At 59.7% G+C, this 18409-nt stretch carries 18 protein-coding genes, 1 tRNA gene and 2 pseudogenes; 10 read left to right on the top strand and 11 right to left on the bottom strand.

What is annotated here, in order from left to right:
* Positions 1 to 4: 4 nt before the first annotated feature.
* Positions 5 to 1288, top strand: coding sequence for an FAD-binding oxidoreductase (locus tag QMK50_RS23775; protein WP_320334112.1), 1284 nt, complete (start codon positions 5 to 7; stop codon positions 1286 to 1288).
* Positions 1289 to 1329: 41 nt separating this feature from the next.
* On the opposite strand, the gene QMK50_RS23770 is transcribed toward QMK50_RS23775, so the two are convergent.
* From QMK50_RS23770 to QMK50_RS23760, 3 genes are all read right to left on the bottom strand, one after another.
* Positions 1330 to 2538: a DSD1 family PLP-dependent enzyme gene (locus QMK50_RS23770; protein ID WP_320334546.1), complete on the bottom strand. Its 1209-nt coding sequence runs from the start codon at positions 2536 to 2538 to the stop codon at positions 1330 to 1332.
* 71 nt (positions 2539 to 2609) lie between these two features.
* Positions 2610 to 3941: a D-arabinono-1,4-lactone oxidase gene (locus QMK50_RS23765; RefSeq protein ID WP_320334545.1), complete on the bottom strand. Its 1332-nt coding sequence runs from the start codon at positions 3939 to 3941 to the stop codon at positions 2610 to 2612.
* A gap of 85 nt (positions 3942 to 4026) precedes the next feature.
* Complete coding sequence (locus QMK50_RS23760) at positions 4027 to 4413, bottom strand: c-type cytochrome (RefSeq protein ID WP_320334111.1); 387 nt, start codon at positions 4411 to 4413, stop codon at positions 4027 to 4029.
* A 421-nt stretch (positions 4414 to 4834) separates the two neighbouring features.
* Between QMK50_RS23760 and QMK50_RS23755 the strand changes: the two genes are divergently transcribed.
* Both QMK50_RS23755 and QMK50_RS23750 read left to right on the top strand, forming a co-directional pair.
* A complete protein-coding gene (locus tag QMK50_RS23755; protein WP_095169272.1) occupies positions 4835 to 6460 on the top strand; it encodes an NADP-dependent glyceraldehyde-3-phosphate dehydrogenase in 1626 nt (541 codons plus the stop codon).
* Positions 6461 to 6490: 30 nt separating this feature from the next.
* On the top strand, positions 6491 to 7570 hold the full coding sequence (locus QMK50_RS23750) for an FUSC family protein (protein WP_174244571.1): 1080 nt from the start codon (positions 6491 to 6493) through the stop codon (positions 7568 to 7570).
* Between the two features lie 7 nt (positions 7571 to 7577).
* Here QMK50_RS23750 and QMK50_RS23745 read toward each other — a convergent pair whose 3' ends face one another.
* Positions 7578 to 8471, bottom strand: coding sequence for a DMT family transporter (locus QMK50_RS23745; protein ID WP_320334110.1), 894 nt, complete (start codon positions 8469 to 8471; stop codon positions 7578 to 7580).
* Between the two features lie 132 nt (positions 8472 to 8603).
* On the opposite strand from QMK50_RS23745, the gene QMK50_RS23740 reads away from it, so the two are divergent.
* On the top strand, positions 8604 to 9041 hold the full coding sequence (locus QMK50_RS23740; protein WP_095169274.1) for an Lrp/AsnC family transcriptional regulator: 438 nt from the start codon (positions 8604 to 8606) through the stop codon (positions 9039 to 9041).
* A gap of 57 nt (positions 9042 to 9098) precedes the next feature.
* A complete protein-coding gene (locus QMK50_RS23735) occupies positions 9099 to 9428 on the top strand; it encodes a YceK/YidQ family lipoprotein (RefSeq protein ID WP_159994760.1) in 330 nt (109 codons plus the stop codon).
* 65 nt (positions 9429 to 9493) lie between these two features.
* On the opposite strand, the gene QMK50_RS23730 is transcribed toward QMK50_RS23735, so the two are convergent.
* Positions 9494 to 10165, bottom strand: coding sequence for a Bax inhibitor-1/YccA family protein (locus QMK50_RS23730; RefSeq protein WP_095169276.1), 672 nt, complete (start codon positions 10163 to 10165; stop codon positions 9494 to 9496).
* 124 nt (positions 10166 to 10289) lie between these two features.
* Between QMK50_RS23730 and QMK50_RS23725 the strand changes: the two genes are divergently transcribed.
* Positions 10290 to 10377 (top strand) — tRNA-Ser (locus QMK50_RS23725).
* Positions 10378 to 10497: 120 nt separating this feature from the next.
* On the opposite strand, the gene QMK50_RS23720 is transcribed toward QMK50_RS23725, so the two are convergent.
* Positions 10498 to 10785, bottom strand: a complete 288-nt coding sequence (locus tag QMK50_RS23720; RefSeq protein WP_320334109.1) for a DUF1652 domain-containing protein — start codon at positions 10783 to 10785, stop codon at positions 10498 to 10500.
* Positions 10786 to 10921: 136 nt separating this feature from the next.
* Between QMK50_RS23720 and QMK50_RS23715 the strand changes: the two genes are divergently transcribed.
* Positions 10922 to 11131 (top strand): hypothetical protein, encoded by a 210-nt coding sequence (locus QMK50_RS23715; protein WP_320334108.1) that lies wholly within the window; start codon positions 10922 to 10924, stop codon positions 11129 to 11131.
* Between the two features lie 132 nt (positions 11132 to 11263).
* Here QMK50_RS23715 and QMK50_RS23710 read toward each other — a convergent pair whose 3' ends face one another.
* The 5 genes and pseudogenes from QMK50_RS23710 to QMK50_RS23690 all read right to left on the bottom strand — a co-directional run bounded on the left by QMK50_RS23710 (position 11264) and on the right by QMK50_RS23690 (position 16086).
* Positions 11264 to 12517 (bottom strand): ferredoxin reductase family protein, encoded by a 1254-nt coding sequence (locus QMK50_RS23710; RefSeq protein WP_320334107.1) that lies wholly within the window; start codon positions 12515 to 12517, stop codon positions 11264 to 11266.
* Between the two features lie 391 nt (positions 12518 to 12908).
* Positions 12909 to 13211: pseudogene (locus QMK50_RS23705) on the bottom strand (carboxymuconolactone decarboxylase); the annotation flags it as partial.
* Between the two features lie 79 nt (positions 13212 to 13290).
* Positions 13291 to 13779 carry a cyclophilin-like fold protein gene (locus QMK50_RS23700; protein WP_320334106.1) on the bottom strand — a complete coding sequence of 163 codons (489 nt, stop codon included), beginning with the start codon at positions 13777 to 13779 and terminating at the stop codon, positions 13291 to 13293.
* Positions 13780 to 13803: 24 nt separating this feature from the next.
* A complete protein-coding gene (locus tag QMK50_RS23695; RefSeq protein ID WP_413787307.1) occupies positions 13804 to 15024 on the bottom strand; it encodes an MFS transporter in 1221 nt (406 codons plus the stop codon).
* A gap of 33 nt (positions 15025 to 15057) precedes the next feature.
* Entirely contained in the window at positions 15058 to 16086 is a 1029-nt protein-coding gene (locus tag QMK50_RS23690) for an alpha/beta hydrolase (protein WP_320334105.1), read from the bottom strand.
* A gap of 179 nt (positions 16087 to 16265) precedes the next feature.
* On the opposite strand from QMK50_RS23690, the gene QMK50_RS23685 reads away from it, so the two are divergent.
* The 3 genes and pseudogenes from QMK50_RS23685 (at position 16266) to QMK50_RS23675 (ending at position 18378) form a co-directional block, all read left to right on the top strand.
* Complete coding sequence (locus QMK50_RS23685; protein WP_320334104.1) at positions 16266 to 17195, top strand: LysR family transcriptional regulator; 930 nt, start codon at positions 16266 to 16268, stop codon at positions 17193 to 17195.
* Between the two features lie 395 nt (positions 17196 to 17590).
* Positions 17591 to 17977 (top strand): annotated as a pseudogene (locus tag QMK50_RS23680) (IS66 family transposase); the annotation flags it as partial.
* A gap of 47 nt (positions 17978 to 18024) precedes the next feature.
* The gene (locus QMK50_RS23675) at positions 18025 to 18378 is read left to right on the top strand and encodes a gamma-glutamylcyclotransferase family protein (protein ID WP_198849503.1); all 354 of its coding nucleotides are present in this window, start codon (positions 18025 to 18027) and stop codon (positions 18376 to 18378) included.
* Positions 18379 to 18409: the final 31 nt, after the last annotated feature.

Raw genomic sequence — 18409 nt, 5'->3', positions numbered from 1 at the left:
CGGGATGGCGAACACTCCTTATCCGCAATCCTATTACGCTGCGTCTGCCAACCCTGTGCCGGCGCGCCCTGAGCTGCAGGGTGAGGTAGAAACCGACGTCTGCGTGATTGGCGCGGGCTACACCGGGTTGTCCAGCGCGCTGTTCCTGCTGGAGAGTGGGTTTCGGGTGACGGTGCTAGAGGCTGCCAAGGTCGGTTTTGGTGCCTCGGGTCGCAATGGCGGACAGATCGTCAACAGCTATAGTCGCGACATCGATGTGATCGAACGCAGTGTCGGCCCCAAGCAGGCGCAATTGCTGGGGCAAATGGCTTTTGAAGGTGGGCGGATCATTCGTGACCGTGTCGCCAGGTACCAGATCCAGTGCGACCTCAAGGATGGCGGTGTGTTTGCCGCTATCACCGGCAAACAGATGGGGCACCTGGAGGCGCAGAAGCGTTTGTGGGAGCGCTACGGCCACAGCCAGCTCGAACTGCTCGACAAGACCCGCATCCGCGAAGTCGTGGCCTGCGAGCAGTACGTGGGCGGCATGCTCGACATGAGCGGCGGCCACATCCACCCGCTCAACCTGGCGCTGGGCGAAGCCGCTGCCGTCGAATCCCTGGGCGGCTCGATTTATGAGCAATCGCCGGCGGTGCGTATCGAGCGCGGTGCCAACCCGGTAGTGCACACGCCGACGGGCAAGGTGCGAGCCAAGTTCATCATCGTGGCCGGCAATGCCTACCTGGGCAACCTGGTCCCGGAACTCGCCGCCAAGTCGATGCCCTGCGGCACCCAAGTGATCACCACCGAACCCTTGGGCGAAGCCCTGGCCAACAGCCTGCTGCCCCAGGACTACTGCGTCGAAGACTGCAACTATCTGCTCGACTACTACCGCCTCTCGGGGGACAAGCGCCTGATTTTCGGCGGCGGCGTGGTCTATGGCGCGCGGGATCCGGCGAACATCGAGGCAATCATCCGGCCGAAAATGCTCAAGGCCTTCCCCCAGCTCAAGGACGTAAAGATTGACTACGCCTGGACCGGTAATTTCCTCCTGACCTTGTCGCGCCTACCTCAGGTCGGGCGCCTGGGCGACAACATCTACTACTCCCAAGGCTGCAGCGGCCACGGTATCACCTACACCCACCTGGCCGGCAAAGTGCTGGCCGAGGCCTTGCGTGGCCAGGCCGAGCGGTTCGATGCCTTCGCCGACCTGCCCCACTACCCCTTCCCCGGCGGCCAGTTGCTGCGCACCCCGTTCGCCGCACTGGGTGCGTGGTACTACGGCCTGCGCGATAAGTTCGACTTCTGATCCCACCCTACGGGCGCGGCTTTACAGCTGCGCCCAGGCGTTCAGGAATATACCGGCCAGGTCTCGACGATCTTGCCGCCACGCACCGCCAGCAAATCGCCAAACTGCAACAACACCGACTCGGTCTGGGTCGGTCGCAGGAACACCTGATCATCCACCGCCAGGCCCACCGCCTGCGAGCCATTGACCATTTCCTGATTTGAACTGCGGCCGTACAGCCCGTTGCTCTGCAATCCGGCCGGCGATTCGAACTCGGCCATCCAGTTACCGCCATAGATGAAGTAGGTCTCACGCTGGTTGATGTCCCACCACGACAACAGACTGGACTTGCCGTCCAGTGCGGGAATCTGCACCGCCCCCGTACGTTTCAACACCGGGGTCGCGATCCAGGTTGCCGGCACGTGCTCGACCAGCGAGGGCAAATCGTAATGGGTCGGCTTGAGCATCGCCGTACCCACCGACACCTCGCTGCTCAGCGACTCCTGCTGATGCATGCGATAGCTGGGACTGCCCGCGGTATTGAGCGTCAGGTCCGGGCGCCAGAGGTCGGCAAACTGTTGCCGAGTGAAGTCGACGTAGCCGTTGTACTGAGTCATGACCTTGGCAAACAGCTCATCGGCACTGCCGAGGATACCCGGCACCCCCATGCCGACAAACGGGTCGTAGCCCATGAACCCGGCAAACTGCAGGTGCTGCGCGTTGGCACGGATCAGCCCCAGCATCTGCCCCAGGATGGCCGTGTCTGCCACGCCGCCGCGATGCAGGCCGACATCCAGCTCGATGTTCACCCGCAATTGGGTACCCAGTCCCCGGGCCAATGCCAGGTACTGTTGCAGATGCTCCGGAGTATCGAGCAACCATTGCAACTGCCGCGCCGGATCGAACGCGCCTTTGTGGGCTTGATAGAACAGCTCGGCCGAACGCACCGGCAGCGGCTTGCCCAAGAGGATGTCGGACTCGGGGAAAACCAGTGCATCATGATTGAGAAACGGCTGATGAAACGACATCAGTCGCTGGGTTCCCGCGCGCTTGCAGATGTAGGCCAACAGCCCCGGTGACGGCAGGGATTTCTCCACGAGGCGCAGGTGCTTGCCACCGCGCTTGACCGACTGCATCACCACATCGATGTTGTGGTCCAGGCGATCCAGATCGATCAGCAGCACCGGGCGCATCGGGCCGTGCTCCTTCAACTGCTGATTCAGGGCGCTGAAGTACTCGGAATAGGCGCTGCCCCGGTCGCCGGGGCGCAGCAACGCACCCACGCCCAACAGCAACACGCCAAGCCCTGCGGCCCCAGCGAGGAAATTGCGTCGATCGATGCTCATCCACTGACTCCCAGGATCGATGACAAATGCGCGTTGAGGAACTTGCCGCCAGGGTCTAGCGCATCGCGAACCTCACGAAACTCCTGCCAGCGCGGGTACAGCGCTTGCAGGTTACGCGCGTTCAAACTGTGCAATTTGCCCCAATGCGGGCGGCCGGCGTACTTCCAGAAAATCGGCTCGATGGCCGCGAAGAAGTTGTGATGGTCCATCTGGTAATGCTGATGCACCGAGATCGAACAACTGTCGCGCCCCTCGAACATGCTCAGGGGGATGTCATCGGCCTTGACGTAGCGGTACTCGATGGGAAACCAGGTGCGCAGGTCCTTGTCCGTGATCAGCTTGATGATCTCGCGCAGGCAGGCCGGGCCATGTTCGGCCGGCACCGAGTACTCCATTTCGTTGAAACGTACCGTGCGCACATTGGCATAGATGTCGAAGGAGTCACCGACCCGATCATCAAAATTGGCAATGTACCGCAGGCTATTGAGCAAGGTACGACGAGCATCAGGGAAATCACTGACGTACTTGTCGAACTTCTCGATGAGGTTGACGAATTCATTGCCCCCCTCCTCGTCGGCACTGATCGGCGGGGTCACAGGATCGGTGGTTTCGTTGAGGGCCATCGACAAGGCGTAGTCCGAATGGGTGACCACCAGCATTTCCCAGTGCTGGTTGTCGCGGGTGTGTTTTTCCACGTCCTCCAGCAGTTCTTCAGTCTTGGCGATCCACTGGTGTTCGCGCAGGCGGTAGGCGGGGCGATTCTGCATGCGGATCTTGCTGACCACCCCCAATGCCCCCAGCGACACCCGCGCCGCGTTGAATACCTGCGGGTTGTGGCTGCTGTCGCAGTCAAGCACCTCCCCCGTGGCCGTGACCAGTTGCAAACCGGCGACGTAGGCGGAATAGGAGGGAAACTGCTTGCCGGTGCCATGGGTCGAGGTGGAGATCGCACCTGCCAGGGTCTGGTAGTCGATATCGGCCATGTTGCTCAGGCCCTGGCCGACTTCCTTCAAGGCCAGGCCCATGCGCGACATCGGCGTGCCGGCGCCAAATTCGGCCTGCAGGGTCTGTGGATCATGACTGAGCAGGCCGCTGAAGTTGCTCAGCGACAACAAGGTGCCATCGGTGGGCACCAGGGCGCTGAACGAGTGCGCCGAACCCACCGGGCGAATCTTGCCCGGGGCGCGGCCGATCACCTGCACCAGTTCATCCAGATCCTTCGGCGCCAGGCGAGCCTCGGGCAGGCAGCTCTGGGCACCCGACCAGTTGCGCCAGGGAATCAGGCGTGGCGCGCGCACCAGCTGTGCCAGCACCGGGTTGCTGCTCAAGGCCGTCAGGGCGCCGACCAGGCTGGCCCGCTGCAAAAGCTGGCGTCGTGTGAGGTCCATCGTCATCAATCCCACCTTGTGCTTTTTATTGGAGGTGTTGGCCGGACATGAAGCTGATCAGCGCCAGGAAATCGGCTTCGCTGCATTGCATGCACATGCCCATCGGGGGCATGCCGTTGTGGCCGTTGATGGTGTGATCCAGCAGGCTGTCCACGCCTTGTTGCAGACGCGGCTGCCACGCTACCTGGTCGCCAGTCAGCGGCGCTCCCGAAGCCGGGTTGGCGTGGCACAACTTGCAACTGGTGTCGTAGGTGCGCGCCAACCCGGCATCGGCGGGCATGCTCGCGGCGGCGGCCACGCGATCAGGTGCGCTCTTTGGCTCCTCGCCGCAGCCACCCAGCACCCCGAGTACCAGCGCCAGCGCCGCCCCACGCCAGGAAAACCGCCACTCGGCTCGAATCAGTGCCCACATAAGTTTCCTCACTTGTTCTGCGCCGCGGTCTGGCGCATTTTTTGTTGTAAAGACCGGCCACTGAACACTAAGGCAGTCGCTGTCTGAGGTTGAGGGCATTGGGGGTCAACAAGGGGGCTTTCGAGGCCATGCGCGTCGAGCTGCCCCCGACCAAGGCGTGACGGTTTGTTACACCCGTGGCGCGCCAAATCGACTACTCTTGGGCCAGACGTTTACAGCCAAACCGCTCTAGAATGCACTTTAGCGGGGAGGTAGCCGACCTTGTAGCAGCTGGCGAAGCCTGCGTTCGAGTGCGCACGAAGTGGATTGATCACCAGCAGCTTGCTAGGCGTATAACCCATAGAGCGATATTTTGCCTGCACGCCGCCTGCCGACCCCAGGTCCTCAGCCAGCGTGCCCACATCCAGTACGGGGTAGTTTCATGAGCACACAAAACATTCTCAGCACACTGTTTCCTGCTCTCGCCGACATCCCCGAGCCGTACCGCCCAGGTGAACCGATCGAGCAACGCGAGTACCTGGTGGAGGGCACCCTGCGCACGTGGAACGGCCCACTGGCGGTGGTTCGCAGCCCGGTGTACCTGGACGTCGACGGGGTCGACGAACAAGTCATTCTCGGCAGCACCCCGCTGCTCGATGCCGAAACCGCCCTCACCGCCCTCGACGCCGCCGTGCGCGCCTACGACCGGGGCCAGGGCAGTTGGCCGACGATGCGCGTGGCCGAGCGGATCCAGCATGTGGAGGCGTTCCTGGGGCGCATGCGCGAACAGCGCGCGGCCGTGGTCAAGCTGTTGATGTGGGAAATCGGCAAGAACCTCAAGGACTCGGAAAAAGAGTTCGACCGCACCTGCGACTACATCGTCGACACCATCAACGCCCTCAAGGAGCTGGACCGTCGCTCCAGCCGCTTTGAACTGGAGCAGGACACCCTCGGCCAGATCCGCCGCGTACCGCTGGGCGTCGCCCTGTGCATGGGGCCTTACAACTACCCGCTCAACGAGACCTTCACCACCCTGATCCCGGCGTTGATCATGGGCAATACCGTGGTGTTCAAGCCCGCCAAGCTGGGAGTGCTGCTGATTCGCCCGCTGCTGGAAGCCTTCCGCGACAGCTTCCCGGCCGGAGTGATCAACGTGATCTACGGCAGTGGCCGCGAGACCGTCAGCGCGCTGATGGCCAGCGGCAAGATCGACATCTTTGCCTTTATCGGCACCAACAAGGCTGCCAGCGACCTGAAGAAGCTGCACCCCAAGCCCCACCGCTTGCGTGCCGCCCTGGGGCTGGATGCCAAGAACCCTGGCATCGTGCTGCCCGAGGTTGATCTGGACAACGCGGTCAACGAAGCCGTCACCGGCTCGCTGTCGTTCAACGGCCAGCGCTGCACCGCGTTGAAAATCCTGTTTGTGCATGAAGAGGTGGTCGACCGCTTCATCGAGAAATTCAACCACAAGCTCGCCACCCTCAAGCCCGGCATGCCCTGGGAAAACGGCGTGGCACTGACGCCACTGCCGGAGTCGGGCAAGGTCGACTACCTGCACGGCCTGGTGGATGACGCCGTACGCAAAGGCGCCAAGGTGATCAACGCCAACGGCGGCCAGGCCCGTGGTTCATTCTTCTACCCGGCGGTGCTGTACCCGGTGACCACCGACATGCGCGTCTATCAGGAAGAGCAGTTCGGCCCGGTGGTGCCTATCGTGCCTTATCGTGATCTGGATACGGTGATCGACTACGTCCTGGAGTCAGACTTCGGTCAACAGCTGAGCGTATTCGGCACCAACGCCGCCGAAGTGGGACGCCTGGTGGACACCTTTGCCAATCAGGTCGGCCGCATTAACATCAACGCCCAGTGCCAGCGTGGCCCGGACACCTTCCCGTTCAACGGAAGGAAGAATTCGGCTGAAGGCACGCTGTCGGTACACGACGCCTTGCGTACGTTCTCGATTCGTACCCTGGTGGCGACCAAGTTCCAGGAGAGCAACAAAACCTTGATCAGCGACATCATCCGCGGCCGGGAGTCGAGCTTCCTGACGACCGACTACATTTTCTAGCACACGACTCAAGGACACCCCGGCAACCCGATGACCGCCTTTCGCTCACTGCGCCTGCCACCCTTGTTGCGGCGCCTGCTACGGCCCTTGCTGGACCCGTACCGGCGCTACCGCAACGCCCGGGTGATCCACGCCATCCGGGTCTCGCTGGGTCTGCTGGCGACCATCCTGCTGACCACGGGGATCAACCTGCCCCATGGCGAATGGGCGTCCGTCACCATGCTGGTGGTGATCGGCGGCCTGCAACACCACGGCAACATCGGTAAAAAAGCCGCCGAGCGCGCCTATGGCACATTGATCGGGGCCGCCGTGGGGTTGCTGCTGGTGCTACAGCAGGCCTGGCTTGGCCTGCCGTGGCTGACCTACTTCGGCATGTCGGTGGTCTGCGGCTTCTTCTCCTACCACGCCATTGGCAAGGGCGGTTATACCGCGCTGCTGTCGGCGATCACCGTGTTCATCGTCGCCGGCCATGGCGACAACCATGTCACCGATGGACTGTGGCGTACCGTGGATATCCTCATCGGCATCGTCCTGGCCCTGGCATTTTCCTTCGCCCTGCCGCTGTATGCGGTGTACTCCTGGCGCTACAAACTGGCTGGGGCACTGCGTGACTGCGCAAGCATCTACAGCCGGATCATCAGCGGGCAGTCGGTAACCGACGACCACTACCTCAAACTCCTCGGGCGCTTGAACGGCGTGATGGTGCAACTGCGCTCGCTGATGCCCTCGGTGTCCAAGGAAGTACGCATCTCCATGACCGAACTGGACGCCCTGCAACGCAACTTGCGGCTGTGCATCAGCACCCTGGAAATCCTCGCCAACACCCGCCCCGACACCCGCGATGAACACGCCATGGCGCAGATGCAACTGGCGCTCAAAGCCGAGCATCGCGAGATTCGCCGCCTGCTGATCGGCATGGCGCGCGCCCTGCAATCGGGTGCCACCGAGCGCCTTGAGCGCAACAGCAGTGAGCCGCTGCTGCAAAACGCGATGGAGGCGCCGGTGTACAGCGCGCTGGACGGCTACCGGTTGTTGACCCGGCAACTGGCAAACAACCTCAACGAGATGCGCCAGCGCCTGGTCAAGTCGGCACCCCACTGGAAGATCTGAGAAGCGCTCAGGAGGTCACGGCTTTGCGTGTGGCGCTGCCCCAACCTTGTTGCATGCCGGCAGCCGCCAGCAGAATCGCCGCCACACCGATCCATTGCAGCAGCTCCAGGCGATGACCAAAAGCCAGCCAGTCGACCAGAATGGCCGCGATCGGGTAGATGAACGACAGCGCTCCGGTCAACGCGGTCGGCAGCTTCTGGATCGCGCCGTACAACAGCACGTACATCACCCCGGTGTGGACAATGCCCAGGGTCAGCAGACTGGCCCAAGCCGTCGAGGTTTGGGGCAGCGCCGCCCAATTGGCCCAGGGCGCCAGCAACAGCACGCCGGTGCAGACCTGGATCAGCGCAATCAAGTGCGGCGGCGTGCCGGTCAGGCGCTTGATGATCAGCGCGGCAAAGGCGTATAGCAGCGCCGCACCCAACGCCAGGGCAATCCCCAGCAGGTACTGATCACCGCCCGCGCCCTGCTCGCCATGGGCACTGACGATCGCCAGCATCCCGAGAAACGCCAGCCCCAGCCAGGACAGCTTTTGCAGGCTGATCTTCTCGCCGAGGAACAACGCCGCCAGCCCCACCAGCATGAACGGCTGCACGTTGTACACCGCCGTGCCGATGGCAATCGAAGCCCGCGAGTAGGAAGCAAACAGCAGCACCCAGTTACCGACAATCGCCACCCCGCTGAGTACGGCCAACAGGAAGGTGGTGCGACTGAGCAGGCCCGGACGCAAAAAACCGAACATCGCGCAAATCAGCAACAGGGTCGCGGCGCCGAACACGCAGCGCCAGAACACCACATCCAGTACAGGCTGGCCGCTGACCAGCACGAACCAGCCGATGGTTCCGGAAATCAGCATGGCGGCGGTCATTTCCAGCGAGCCGCGGCGAAGGGTGTTGTCCATGATCAGGTTCCTCGTTGTGAGCGCAAAGTATGGCGCTGAGGTATCTGCCGCCTCCATGGCCAAATGCAGGCTAAACTGCGGATTCACCTTTTTTATCAAGGCAATTTTGAGTTATTGCCTAAGAGGCTTCAGATGACTGACGACATTGATCAACTGCTGATCAGCGCCCTGATGCAGGACTCCCGGCGCTCGCTCAAGGCCCTGGCGCAGATCAGCGGCCTGTCCTCACCCAGCGTCGCCGAGCGCCTGCGCCGCCTCGAAGAGCGCGGCGTACTCACCGGCTACACCGTCGAAATCGACCCCAAGAGTTTTGGCTACCAGTTGCAAGCCATCGTGCGCATCCGCCCACTGCCCGGCCAGTTGCAGCATGTCGAACGACAGATCCAGGCCATCCCCGAGTTCACCGAATGTGACAAGGTCACCGGCGACGACTGCTTCATCGCGCGCCTGCACGTGCGCTCGATGGAACAGCTCGACACCCTGCTCGACCGCCTCAACAGCTACGCCGAGACCAACACCGCGATCGTCAAGAAAACCCCGGTCAAACGCCGCCTGCCGCCGATGGCGTGAGTGTGGTCCGACGCACAACGGCGTAGAGTGCAATTTTTCCGGCGAAGGATTGGCGGCATGAAAATTCACGGCGTGCTCCTGGCAACGATGCTGCTGTCAGGCTGCGGAACGGTACAGACGGTGGTGCGCAGCGACGAAGCGGCGGCAGCCAGCCTCAAGGAACAGAAAAGTTACTGCGGCGCCGTACCCCGAATCTACAGTGGGGTGACTTATGACTTCTGCACCCTCTACGCGCCGCTGAAGGAAGGCATCGACGCGCAAAAACACGACAACGGCACCATCATAGTGTTGATCGATGCGCTGATTTCCGGCGTGCTGGACACCGCCCTGCTGCCGTACACCATCTACCGGCAACAGGCTGACGGCAGCATCATCGTCACCGAGTGAAGCCCGGCCGAATGCCAGGCAAAAAAAACCCGCCGAAGCGGGTTTTTTAGTATCAGGAGCGTCGATCAGTCATCGCGGCTCATGATGCCGAACAGCTGCAACAAGCTGACGAACAGGTTGTAGATCGATACATACAGGCTGATGGTCGCCATGATGTAGTTACGCTCGCCGCCATGGATGATGGCGCTGGTCTGGAACAGGATGCAGACCGAGGAGAACAGCACGAAGCCAGCGCTGATCGCCAGTTGCAGGCCGCTGATCTGGAAGAACATGCTCGCCAGCACCGCGCCCAGCAGGACGAAGAAACCTGCTGTGATGAAACCACCGAGGAAGCTCATGTCCTTGCGGGTGATCAGCACATAGGCCGACAGGCCGCCGAACACCAGCGCAGTCATGGCGAAGGCCGAGCTGACTACTTCAGCGCCGCCCTGCATGCCCAGGTAACGGTTGAGGATCGGGCCGAGCAGAAAGCCCATGAAACCGGTCAGGGCAAAAGCCGACACCAGGCCCCAGGCCGAATCACGAAGTTTGTTGGTGAGGAAGAACAGGCCATAGAAGCCGATCAGCACCACAAAGATGTTCGGATAACCGACCCGCATCTGCTGCGCCACGAACGCCATCACACCGCTGAAGGCCAGGGTAAGGGCGAGCAAGCCGTACGTGTTGCGCAGGACGCGGCTAACCTCTAGCTGCTCAGCCTGCACGCTGTTATTAACTGCGTAATCCTGTTCGCGCATGGCGACACTCCTGTAGGTTTGAAACGTTCAGTCGCAAAGATCATAACAGACGCTCTGTAACTAGCTATGCAGAGAGTTTGACAGTGTGTTTCATTCGGGTATTATGGCGCCCGCAAAGCAGTTTGGAAGCGTGGCCGAGTGGTTTAAGGCAACGGTCTTGAAAACCGTCGATGGGCAACTATCCTAGAGTTCGAATCTCTACGCTTCCGCCACATTTATACGACAAAGCCCTGATTTTTCAGGGCTTTGTCGTTTCTGGGGTTTGGCTTTATTAGCCGTTCCAGCAATGCGTTCCATAACTATTGTGGAAGCGTTCCATAACTAACACCGTTTCAACCCTCCTCCGGCGTTCTGCCGAACGTACACAACCCAAAAAAATCACACGAACGAAACTTTCCGATGGGCATCTCGCTACGCAGCTCCTGCACCAGCTTCGCGATCTCTCGGCCGGATGTCAGATCACTTGTTGAAACCGCGGTGACCATCAGATCGACCCGGCCGGATGCAGGATCGGTTACCTTGATCGTCAGCGAATGCTCATCGGGATTTACGGTGCAGCTGCAGGATAAAGGCAGAAACCCACACTCAATGAGGTGGCGAAGCTCCAGAAAGGAAATCATGACTTGCGTCCTTAGAGTCAGGGAGTTTTGACTCTTTCCCTATTAAGGGTAGCTCCGATGCATTGGACTAGAGCAAAACCCGACCAAATACTTACGTTGCCGGCTGCTACGCTGAAAACTCCACGGAGGATTCGCGATGCCAAATTCTGACCTACTCCCTTCCCTGCTGTTCAAAATCAATGAAAACCAGCTCGCCCTCGAGGCGGCCATCATGGAGCTTTCGAATTGGGTGGAGGCTCGCGGCTCGGCAGACGTCGCCGAAAACGTCCGCGGAGCCCTGGACACGATCGATCGCAACGAGGAGTTCATCAAGCTGACGCTCGCCCTGCTTATGACACCGGACTGACAACGTATGAGCACTACCCTTTTCAGGGCTCAACTGACCAGTGTCGCAACCCTCATCTAACCAATGATGGACTGGGTGCAGCAGGCCTTCACGTTCCGGACTGACTGGCTAGGGCAGCATTCAGCCTTTCAACTAGCGGAACTCGAAGAACTCATAACGCAGATTGCGCTCTGGAATTCGGTGTTCGCGCATCAGCTCCTTGACCTGAGCCAGCAGCCCTTTGGGGCCGCAGAAGCTGATCTGGATTTTCCCTGGATCGGTTTCACCAGAAACATTGCGCAAGGTTTCGGCCAGTTTGTCGGCACTGCTGTCATGGCCGACGAACTCGGCGCTGCGCTCTTCAGCCATCGTCTTCATTTGCTCGACACTGGGGAACGCGCGCGAGGGGTTGAAGCAGTAAACCAGCGTGACATTGTCGAAGCGCTTGGCAGCTTTGTCCTGCAACCAGGAAACGAATGGCGAAATGCCCACCCCGCCACCAATCCAGATCTCCCGCTGGGCATCGGGCAGGCGCTTGAAGTGCCCGTAAGGGGCATAGATATCGGCTAGCATGCCGACCTTGACCTGTTTGCGCAGCGCTTGGGTATAGTCGCCCAAGGCGCGGATCACGAAGTGGATGTGGCCGTTGTCTTTATGGGCACTGGCGATCGTAAACGGGTGCGGCTCACGCAAACCCTTTTCCTTCATTGCCAGGAACGCGAATTGCCCGGCCTTGAACGGAAAGCCGCGATGGACCGGTGCCAGCTCCAGGTGTAGGGAGCCTTTGGCGGTGGACACTGCAGCAACCTTGTACTCGCCCGCAGTGGCGATGAAGGGGTAAAGCACCAGCTTGTACAGGGCAGCAATGACCCCCAAGCCACAGAGTACGGCCAACCAGATGCCAGAGGGGCTGTTCAGGGTAATCGGTGACTTGAAGCTCAGCCAATGGGCAATGACGATCAGGAACAGCGGGCCAGAGAGTTTGTGCCACCAGCGCCAGACGCTGTAGGGAATGTTTCGGTTCAGGGCCAGCAACACGATCATACCCAGTGCTACATAGCTAAGTTGGCGCACCATGCGAGTCCAGTACTTGGAAAACTCCATAATCGCGGCACTGTTCCAGGCGTCCAGATTGGCTTTGAACACCAGGTGGTAGCTGGCGAAGATCAACGCCCAGATTCCCAGCCATTTGTGCGTTTCATACACCCGATCCAGCCCGCCGAACAGTCGCTCGATGAGGTGCCAACGAGCGGCCAGCAGGCATGACACTGCCATGTTGGCCAATGCCGCGGCACCCAGCACCAAGCTGAGGGTGGCCGAGGTCATCCATGTATCAGAAGGAATTTCGAGCAAAATGGTGAGCGTAGTGATCAGCAGTATACTCACGACGCAATGCCAACTTTTCATGCGGTTAGACTCCAGTTATCAGCGTCAATAACCTAACGGTTTTCGAGGCGGTCGGCGCTGACCTGGGTCAAGGGCGTATCGACGGTGTAAGCAATGACGGTATTGTAGTTCCGTGCCTGGAGGCTCCAGCCCAGTTGGGACTTCAGACTAAACGACCAAGAATGCTGGGGGGGTCGCTGGAGTTAGTTAGGATTAGCCCGCGCCGAGTCTTACGACACGAAAGAACTATCATCTGAAATACGCTTCCAGAAAGAAGCCGCGATGTAAATATTCAAGGATCACTCAAGATCGAGGTTGATCCAGCTACGATTTTTCGGTGGCATCAGGAAACCCTAACGAGACCCAATGTAAACCCTGCTGACAGGCAGCTATCGGCCAGAAGCAGACGTTCGCCAACTCCCGCTGTCGCCACCAGATATTGTCCAGCAGGGTGCGTGTGCCAGGCCGAACGCGCACCAGGCTCAAAGGTGACGTAGAGCGTTGAGGTGCTGATTTCGGCCGTTGCAGCCGTCAAGGGGTCGACCCTTACGCGGCCAGTGAAATATTCGGCAGGCCCCGTCACCGAGGCCTGCTCTCCCGCACGAGTGATTTGCTGGCTGTGCGGGTTCTGCTCTGCCGCGACAACTGGCGCGAAGTACGTGGCAGAGAGCAGCGCCAGTGCGGCTAGGGGTGAGGTTGAGTGTATGGGCGTCATGGAAAACGCCGGTGTCACGTTTTAGTGGGGGCTGGTGTGCAGCGCTTGAGAAGTGCAGGTCGCGCTGACCATGGCAACCCTAATCAACGGAAAATGTCACACGTACATCGTCGCGACCCAGGGCCTTGGCGAGACCTGCCGGCTTGTCGATGCGGCCGAGACGGGAATAGGAGTAGGACGAAGTAAAGGTTTGATAAAAGACCACCAAGGTGTCGGTGCCGTACAAAAGCAAATCGCCGTTGTGGATGGTTCCGGGCCGGTAGGCTTGGGTGGGGAGTGGATGATCTAAGGTGGCGTACTTTTCGTTGTTGTGCAGCTCAGTCATGTCCAGGCTGAGCGGCAATCGGGCGACAAGCTCCCGAGTGGTCGGGTTATGTTCTAGGGATATGGCGAAGCGCTGTTGGCCGACGGTCATCCACATCGTGGTGTTCTCCATGCCTGTTGACGGGCCTGCGATAGCCGTCGCGGCGGCGAGGGGTAAAGTCGATAGGGCAAATGGCATCAATGCCGCCAACCAGAAGCCCTTCCAGCCTGGGGAGTAATCGGTGCCGAGACTGCGCGTATGCATGGCCTTGCTCCGTCGAATGGATGGTCACCGGTTGTGCGACACCGGCGAACGGGAGGTTAGAAACGTCAACAAGGCGGCCAGCATCAGCAGCGCTGCGCTGGCGATGAAAGTGCTCTGGTAGCCGAGAGTGTCAAACAGTACGCCGCCCACGGTGGAGCCCAATGCTATGGACAACTGCACGGTTGCCACCATCAGTCCACCGCCCGCCTCGGCGTGGTGTGGCAAGGTGTGCGCGATCCAACTCCACCAGCCCACTGGCGCTGCCGTTGCGATAAACCCCCAGAGCCCCAGCAACACCCCCACGGCGATAACCCCAGCGCCAGCAGGAATCAGCGTCAAAGCAATCACGGCCATCAGCAGTGAAATCGTACTCAGGGTGCCGTAGAGGCTGCGTCTCAGCACTGCGCCGATCATCGTCGTGCCAAAAAAGCCAGCCACGCCGAGCGCCAATAGCAACAAGGAAAGCGTCGGTACGTTGACCAAGGTGACTGTTTCCAGAAACGGGCGCAGGTAAGTGAACAGCGCAAACTGGCCCATAAAAAACAGGCCGCTGGCAGCCATTCCCAGCGCCACCGTACGATTTTTCAGCAGCTTGAAAACATTACCCGCACCCGGTGAGCGCTCCTGCGTTGGCATACTTGGCAGGCTGATCCATTGCCAGACCAGGGCGATCAGCGCCACCGGAACCAGACAGAGAAATGCGCCACGCCAACCTACGACCGATCCCAGATAACTGCCCAGCGGCGCCGCCACCACCGTTGCCAGGGCGTTGCCGCCGTTGAAAACCGCCAACGCCCTGGGCACCTGCCTGGCCGGAACCAAGCGCATCGCGGTGGCTGCCGACATCGACCAGAAGCCGCCGATCACCATGCCAATCAGGGCGCGCCCGACCATGTAGGTCAGGTAGTTCGGGGCAAGTGCCACAACGGCGCCCGACACTGCCATCAAACCGGTCAGCGCTAACAGCAGGGTCTTTCTGTTGACGCTGCCGGCGATCCAACTGATGGATAGGCTGGCCAACACTGCAAACGCGCCGGAGATGGCTAGCCCCTGGCCTGCCAAGCCCTGGCTCACCTGCAGGTCGTCTGCCAACGGCGTCAGCAGGCTGACGGGCATAAACTCCGATGCGATCAGCGCGAACACGCACAATGTCATCGCATAAACGCCGCCCCAGCTACTGGCACGCGTGCCTGTTTCACTGGCGGAGGTAGCGCCCAATTGGGTGTCAGCGCAAGTGTTGTTCATCGTAGATCGAATAGCCTCTGTGGTAATTGCCGGTTACTTAAGGTGGGTTTGGAAGAACTGGGTCAGCTTGGCGAAAGGGATCAGGTTCACCCGGTCATACAGATCGACATGGCCGGCGTTAGGCACAATGACCAACTCTTTAGGTTCACCCGCCAGGCGGAACGCCTCTTCGCTGAACTCGCGGGAGTGGGCGTTTTCACCTGCGACAAACAGCATCGGGCGGGGCGAAATACTCTCGATATCTACGAATGGGTAGAAATTCATGAACTTGGTGTTGCTGCTCAGCGTCGGGCGGGTGGTCTGTTGCGGCGAGGAGCTTGTTGGGGTGAATTCGCCACGCGGGGTGCGGTAGAAGTCATAGAACTCGCGCTGAATGGGGTGGGTATCGGTATTGAGCTCCTGCACAGTGCCGCCGGTGTATTCGATCTTGCCGCCCGTGAACTCCACATAACGCTGCTCGGCCGCCGCTGCGATGACCTGCTTGCGCTGCTCAAGGGTTTGCGAATACTTGAGACCGTTGCGGTTGGCGGCGCCCATGTCGTACATGCTGACAGTGGCGATGGCTTTCATGCGCGGGTCGATCTTGGCCGCGCTGATCACAAAGCTACCGCTGCCACAGATACCCAGAACACCGATGCGCTGACGGTCGATAAAGGGCCGAGTTCCGAGATAATCCACGGCGGCGCTGAAGTCCTCGGCGTACATGTCCGGCAGCACTGCATTGCGTGGGCTGCCTTCGCTTTCGCCCCAGAACGACAAATCCAGCGCCAGGGTAACGAAACCCTGTTCCGCGAGTTTTTGCGCATACAGGTTGGAGCTTTGCTCCTTTACCGCGCCCATGGGGTGGCCAACGATAATGGCCGGGCTGCGGGCAGCGTTGGCAAGACCTTTTGGAATGAAGAGATTAGCCACCACATTGAGCTGGTACTGATTTTTGAAGCTGACCTTTTGCACGGTCACCTTGTCACTTTTGAAGAAGTTGTCTGCACCGTTGGACATATCGGCTCCTGACGCGGTAAATGAACTGAGCAAAAAACCGAGCATTACGAGAAGTTTTTTCATGGGGCGTCCTTATCAGGGGAAAGCTAACGACGACGTTGGCCGTTAGTGCCCAGCTCGCACCCTCTTCACTCAGGGGCTGGGATTGCAGCTATTGTTGCTGACTAACCGGATTTTGATTAGCTAATGAATGCTTAATGCGGATATAAGAAAGCCTAATCAATCGCCCGAGTGCTATCGCGATGGCTAAACAAAACTTCAACGATCTTCTGGCCTTTGTCACCGTGGCGCGCGTGGGCAGCTTTACCCGCGCGGCGGTGCAACTGGGGGTGACCCAATCGGCAGTGAGCCAGGTGGTTTCGGCCCTGGAGGCACGTCTAAAAATTCGCCTGCTTACCCGCACCACGCGCAGCGTTTCTCTGACCACAGCAGGTGAGCGGCTGCTGGAAGCGGTGGGCCATCGCTTCGATGAAATCGAGGCCGAAGTGGAAGCCTTGACCGAGCTGCGCGACAAGCCGGCCGGCACGGTGCGGATCACCTGCGGTGACAACATCATCAAGACCACGCTGCTACCCAAGCTCACGCCACTGCTGCAGATGTACCCGGATATCAAGCTGGAATTTGATATCAACTATGGCTTTCGCGATATCGTTGCCGACCGCTTCGATGCCGGCGTGCGCTTCAGCGACACGGTGGCCCAAGACATGATTGCCGTGCCCATCGGCCCGGCTATACGAATGGCGGTCGTGGCAGCGCCAAGCTATTTCGCCCAAAACCCCGCCCCTGAACACCCTCGCGACCTGGCAGCGCATCGCTGCATCGACATACGTTTCCCTACTTATGACGGCATGGACGCCTGGGAATTCGAGCGTCAGGGCAAGAAGCTGAAAGTGCGGGTAGCCGGCCAATTGGTATTCAACTCCACGACCCATATTGCCGATGCAGCGGCCAGCGGGCTGGGCATCGCTTACCTGCCCGAGGACGAGTTTGCCTTACAACTGGCTCAAGGCCGTCTGGTTCGAGTGCTGGAAGACTGGTGTGAGCCTTTTGGCGGATTTCACCTTTACTACCCCAGCCGCCGGCAACCTTCCCAGGCATTTTCGCTGGTCGTTGATGCATTACGGGTGGATCGCTTGCCACCAGATGACAGCCTGACTGGCACGGATGCGTGACCACGACGGTTCGGGCAAGCACCGGAGTGACGCCTAGCGTTTGCAAGGGCACATGCAGATCGCCATTCTTGCCGAGCTCGGCCAATGGTTCACCCACTTAAGATGCTGACGGCACGATGATTATCTGAGATATCAGTAAAGCTTTAAGGGCAATGGGCAGGGCTCTGAAGCGCTGGGGTTCGAGCTGAGGTTTTGACGCTGCAATGGAGGCAATGCAATGACGTTTTACAAGGGCAAATGCGCAAGGGGCATGCCCGCTTTTGGCCGGCTGCTTCCCTCCGGGAGGGGCAGCTTTGGGTCGAAAGCGGCCGCCTATGAACGGCAGCTTTTGGCCGATTTCTGCCAGTCACGACGGACAGCAGGCGACCTAGTCTGTAAGCGTCCGGCGAACTCACCTAATCAATACGCTGCATGACTGGATGTTGGCCCAGCGCGACTTGGTGCCCAACGGATCGGCCACGGCCAAAGCCCTAGATTACAGCCTGAAACGCTGGGTAGCGCTAACGCGCCACCTGGACGGTGGGACTTTGCCCATCGACAATAATCAGGTGGAAAATCAGATCCGACCTTGGGCACTTGGGCGTTCAAACTGGTTGTTTGTCGGGTCGCTGCGCAGCGGCAAGCGAGCGGCGGCGATCATGAGTTTGATCAAGTCAGCTCGCATGAATGGGCATGATCCGTATGCGTATCTGAAGGACGTTCTGACTCGTTTGCCAACACATCGTGCGACTGATATAAGCCTGCTTCTGCCGCACTGCTGGGCGCCGGATTTAGCTTCCTAACCAAGCTAATGTTTTGCCTTTGTGATGGATAACTTAAAGGAAGGAATATGACGTTGCATCAGGATTTTAAAGTTTTGCTGTTTTCTTATGGTACCTTGCAGGACAAGGCCGTTCAGGTAGCCAACTTTGGCCGAGAGCTAGTTGGGCAGCCTGATCACATGGCCGGCTACAAAGAGTCCTACGTTGAAATTACTGATCCAGAGGTGCTTGCCACTAGCGGGAAAACACACCATCCGATTGTCATCCCTAGTGCAAACCCTGAGGAAACTGTTTCAGGCATGGTCTTCCAGATCACCCCACAAGAGCTACGTGCAGCGGATGCCTACGAGGTTTCCGACTACAAGCGTGTTGCAGTGGGGCTTGTCTCCGGGTTGACGGCATGGGTGTATGTAAAAGCCTAACAAATTCAAGAAATTCGTTGGCGCATAGTGA

Origin of the sequence: Pseudomonas sp. P5_152, from assembly GCF_033989915.1 — a bacterium.
In the GTDB taxonomy this organism is placed as follows: Bacteria; Pseudomonadota; Gammaproteobacteria; order Pseudomonadales; family Pseudomonadaceae; genus Aquipseudomonas.
Note: the sequence above shows the minus strand (reverse complement) of the source record. Positions and strands in the feature narration are given on the sequence as shown.

What these genes read in the sequence shown, in the direction of transcription:
- QMK50_RS23755 (WP_095169272.1), top strand. Translation starts at nt 4,835, where the DNA reads ATGAGCACACAAAACATTCTCAGCACACTGTTTCCTGCTCTCGCCGAC.
- QMK50_RS23685 (WP_320334104.1), top strand. Translation starts at nt 16,266, where the DNA reads ATGGCTAAACAAAACTTCAACGATCTTCTGGCCTTTGTCACCGTGGCG.
- QMK50_RS23735 (WP_159994760.1), top strand. Translation starts at nt 9,099, where the DNA reads ATGAAAATTCACGGCGTGCTCCTGGCAACGATGCTGCTGTCAGGCTGC.
- QMK50_RS23710 (WP_320334107.1), bottom strand. Translation starts at nt 12,517, where the DNA reads ATGAAAAGTTGGCATTGCGTCGTGAGTATACTGCTGATCACTACGCTC.
- QMK50_RS23690 (WP_320334105.1), bottom strand. Translation starts at nt 16,086, where the DNA reads ATGAAAAAACTTCTCGTAATGCTCGGTTTTTTGCTCAGTTCATTTACC.
- QMK50_RS23675 (WP_198849503.1), top strand. Translation starts at nt 18,025, where the DNA reads ATGACGTTGCATCAGGATTTTAAAGTTTTGCTGTTTTCTTATGGTACC.
- QMK50_RS23745 (WP_320334110.1), bottom strand. Translation starts at nt 8,471, where the DNA reads ATGGACAACACCCTTCGCCGCGGCTCGCTGGAAATGACCGCCGCCATG.
- QMK50_RS23695 (WP_413787307.1), bottom strand. Translation starts at nt 15,024, where the DNA reads ATGAACAACACTTGCGCTGACACCCAATTGGGCGCTACCTCCGCCAGT.
- QMK50_RS23740 (WP_095169274.1), top strand. Translation starts at nt 8,604, where the DNA reads ATGACTGACGACATTGATCAACTGCTGATCAGCGCCCTGATGCAGGAC.
- QMK50_RS23715 (WP_320334108.1), top strand. Translation starts at nt 10,922, where the DNA reads ATGCCAAATTCTGACCTACTCCCTTCCCTGCTGTTCAAAATCAATGAA.
- QMK50_RS23750 (WP_174244571.1), top strand. Translation starts at nt 6,491, where the DNA reads ATGACCGCCTTTCGCTCACTGCGCCTGCCACCCTTGTTGCGGCGCCTG.
- QMK50_RS23720 (WP_320334109.1), bottom strand. Translation starts at nt 10,785, where the DNA reads ATGATTTCCTTTCTGGAGCTTCGCCACCTCATTGAGTGTGGGTTTCTG.
- QMK50_RS23760 (WP_320334111.1), bottom strand. Translation starts at nt 4,413, where the DNA reads ATGTGGGCACTGATTCGAGCCGAGTGGCGGTTTTCCTGGCGTGGGGCG.
- QMK50_RS23775 (WP_320334112.1), top strand. Translation starts at nt 5, where the DNA reads ATGGCGAACACTCCTTATCCGCAATCCTATTACGCTGCGTCTGCCAAC.
- QMK50_RS23730 (WP_095169276.1), bottom strand. Translation starts at nt 10,165, where the DNA reads ATGCGCGAACAGGATTACGCAGTTAATAACAGCGTGCAGGCTGAGCAG.
- QMK50_RS23700 (WP_320334106.1), bottom strand. Translation starts at nt 13,779, where the DNA reads ATGCATACGCGCAGTCTCGGCACCGATTACTCCCCAGGCTGGAAGGGC.